3 protein-coding genes are annotated in these 3,185 nt (G+C 38.6%); 1 reads left to right on the top strand and 2 read right to left on the bottom strand.

Annotated elements, in window-relative coordinates; translation table 11 throughout:
- Nucleotides 1-780, top strand: a 780-nt coding sequence (locus HRT72_08055; GenBank protein ID NQY67661.1) for a peptidoglycan DD-metalloendopeptidase family protein, incomplete at its 5' end; no start/stop codon positions are given.
- Here HRT72_08055 and ispG read toward each other — a convergent pair.
- Nucleotides 777-2,711, bottom strand: a complete 1,935-nt coding sequence (gene ispG, locus HRT72_08060) for a (E)-4-hydroxy-3-methylbut-2-enyl-diphosphate synthase (GenBank protein NQY67662.1) — start codon at nt 2,709-2,711, stop codon at nt 777-779. The genes HRT72_08055 and ispG overlap by 4 nt on opposite strands.
- 23 nt (nt 2,712-2,734) lie before the next feature.
- Complete coding sequence (locus HRT72_08065; GenBank protein ID NQY67663.1) at nt 2,735-3,133, bottom strand: hypothetical protein; 399 nt, start codon at nt 3,131-3,133, stop codon at nt 2,735-2,737.
- Nucleotides 3,134-3,185: the final 52 nt, after the last annotated feature.

Here is a 3,185-nt window from a genome sequence, read left to right on the forward strand (position 1 = left end):
AATTCATCTTTATATCAAACGCTAGTTAATGCCGGTGCGAGTGGCATGTTATCTAGCGATATGGCAGATTTATTTGCTTGGACAATCGATTTCTATCGCTTACAAAAGGGAGATAAATTTAAAGTGATATACTTTGAGCAATTTGTAGAGGGGAAGTCAGTTGGAATAGACCATATTGAATCTGCGCTTTTTGAGCATGCAAAAAAAGAGATATATGCAATTCCTTTTGTACAGAATGACATTCCAGAATTTTTCGATTTGAAAGCAAATGGCCTCCGCAGAACGTTCCTAAAAGCGCCTTTGAAGTTTAGTAGAATATCTTCTCGATATTCTGGTAGAAGATTTCATCCCGTTCAAAAAAGATATAAAGCCCATTTAGGAACCGACTATGCAGCACCTAAAGGAACACCCATTATGGCAACAGCTGATGGTGTAATTACCGACGCTCGTTATAAAAAATATAATGGGAACTACGTGAAGGTTAAACACAATGGCACGTACACAACGCAGTATCTTCACATGACTAAAATTAAAACGGGTATTAAACCGGGGGTTAGAGTTAGGCAAGGAGACATTATAGGCTTCGTTGGAAGTACTGGTTTAGCAACGGGTCCTCATGTTTGTTATCGTTTCTGGAAGAATGGGAAACAGGTTGATCCTTATAAACAAAAGCTACCACCTTCTAATCCAGTGTCGAAAGACAATATGCCGGCGTTCGAAAAAATTAGAGATAGTATAAAGTCTGAATTGGATGCAATACCCTACGAAGAATTAAGCTAGACTAATTCTCTTTCTACCCAATCACCATGCGATTTAATTAGGCCAATCAAAGCATCAACCGCCTCTGATGATGGAATGTTTTTTTGAACCACCTCTTGTCCTTTGTACAAAGTTATTTTATCTACACCAGTTCCAACATACCCATAATCGGCATCCGCCATTTCGCCTGGTCCGTTTACGATACAACCCATAATTCCGATTTTAACTCCTTTAAGATGATCAGTTCTCTCACGGATTTTAGCAGTAGTTTCTTGCAAGTCGAATAGTGTTCTTCCACAAGATGGACAAGATATATAGTCTGTTCGCGTAATTCTGCTTCTCGTTGCTTGAAGTATTCCAAAGCAAGTAGAATTAATTGTATCTATTCCAAGAGAGATTTCTCCAATCAGCATTGTGCCATCTCCAAATCCTTCCAGTAGAAGCCCGCCGATATCCGTGGAGGCATATATCTGAAAATCACTAAGATCATTAGTATCAAAGGTTCTTTTGATGATGATAGGGGTGTTACAGATTTTGTTTTGAAGCTTAAGGAAACCAGATCTTAAGTCCGCGAAGGCATGACTATTTGATGATTCGAGAATAAGAACGGCAGTTCCGTCTTGTTTCAGACCTTCAATAAAAGCATCCTTTAATTCGTCAACTTCACACGAAATGAAGTTTAGTTCATTCGATTTATTACTGGTATTTGAATATTCCTCAATTGTAAAAAGAGGAAAATGTTGATGTGTTCCTTGCCAAACGTTTTGATCTTGAATTACGCTAAGCGTTCCTGGAAGCCCAAAATTAATAGAGCCATTCCCTAAATAGATATAATCACACGCGTTATCGGTAAGGTGCCATTTGTCTAACCCTTTCGAATATTTATTTCCTGTTGAGGCAAGATCGGTTGCACTAATATTTTTAAAGGAAGAATAATCTGCAATGACTCTCGGGACATTCTTTTCTCCAATATTTTTAACGGATGAAGCAACTCTCTTGTTGAATTCGAAGGCGTTGAATGTATCTGTATCCACAGTTTCTATTACGTTGTGACCAGATCTTGACTTATATCGATTAATTAAACTAAGTGCCACTGGGAGTTCAAATTCGGGCTCTTCAGTAAGTGAAACGCGAACAGTATCGCCCAAGCCGTCTTCCAATAAAGTGCCTATGCCAACAGCAGATTTTATTCTTCCATCCTCGCCTTCACCTGCTTCCGTTACACCAAGGTGTAGAGGGTAGTCCATACCCTCATCGGTCATTTTTTGTACAAGAAGTCTATACGCTTGTACCATTACTTGTGGATTGCTTGCCTTCATGGAAAGAACGATTTGATCGAAAGCATTCTCTTCACAGATTCGAACAAACTCAAGCGCAGATTCTACCATGCCTAAGGGTGTATCACCATATCGACTTAAGATGCGATCGGATAAGGAACCATGGTTTGTTCCAATTCGCATGGCAGTGCCATGTTCCTTGCAAATCTTTACCAATGGAGTAAATCGTTCTCTTATTCTATCTTTTTCGGCATAGTATGTAGCATCATCGTAAATATGCGTTTCGAACTTTTTACGATCTGCATAATTCCCTGGATTAACCCTTACTTTTTCTACTATCCGAGCTGCCACCTCCGCAGCGTTAGGCGTAAAATGGATATCAGCAACAATAGGTGTGTCATAACCTCTGCTTCGTAAGCCGTCTTTAATGTTTTGAAGATTATGTGCTTCCTTGATACTGGGAGCAGTGATTCGGACGTATTCGCATCCGGCCTTAATCATTCGAATGGATTGCTCTATAGTTGCTTCTGTATCCATGGTGTCCGTGGTGGTCATGGATTGCACGCGGATAGGATTGTTTCCACCTAGAGGAATATTGCCTATGCGAACTTCTCTTGAAACGTATCTTGAATATCTGAATAAGCTATTACAATAGCTTCCATCTAACTGCACCATCTTACTATATTATAGATTAAATATTATTTAATCGCCGATCTTTTTTCGTGCAATGCAGTTACAATTATTAATTGATTTTTTATTTCTCCTTTTTTTGTTTCTTGATTTTTAGTGTTGGTTACAATATCATTTTTTGCTGTTTCAATATCCTTTTTGGCTTGTTCGATGGTCTCCTTATTTCTTTTCACTAACGAATGAAGGTTCTCGTTTTCTCGAACTAGTTTTTCTTGATCTTTTTCAAGTCCGTTGTATAGCTTATCTGCATCTTTAAGTTCTTTATCTACAGAACAACCTCCGGCTTTTAGCATAAAATGCTTTAGTGCAGTAGAAACCCTAGAAATTTCGATTCCTAAAATGAAATCGCTTATCGATAAACACAGATCACTCGAAAAATGGTTTTTGTTTGCTTGTTTTAACGTCATCTCTGGAATGGAGATAAGATTAGCTGCTCAGGGTTTTAATGCAGAACAGCGC

The sequence above is a fragment of the Flavobacteriales bacterium genome (assembly GCA_013214975.1).
Taxonomy (GTDB): domain Bacteria; phylum Bacteroidota; class Bacteroidia; order DT-38; family DT-38; genus DT-38.

Bases quoted from the DNA above. Each gene is read 5' to 3' on its own strand.
- ispG (NQY67662.1), bottom strand. From the start codon at position 2,711: ATGGTGCAGTTAGATGGAAGCTATTGTAATAGCTTATTCAGATATTCA.
- HRT72_08065 (NQY67663.1), bottom strand. From the start codon at position 3,133: ATGACGTTAAAACAAGCAAACAAAAACCATTTTTCGAGTGATCTGTGT.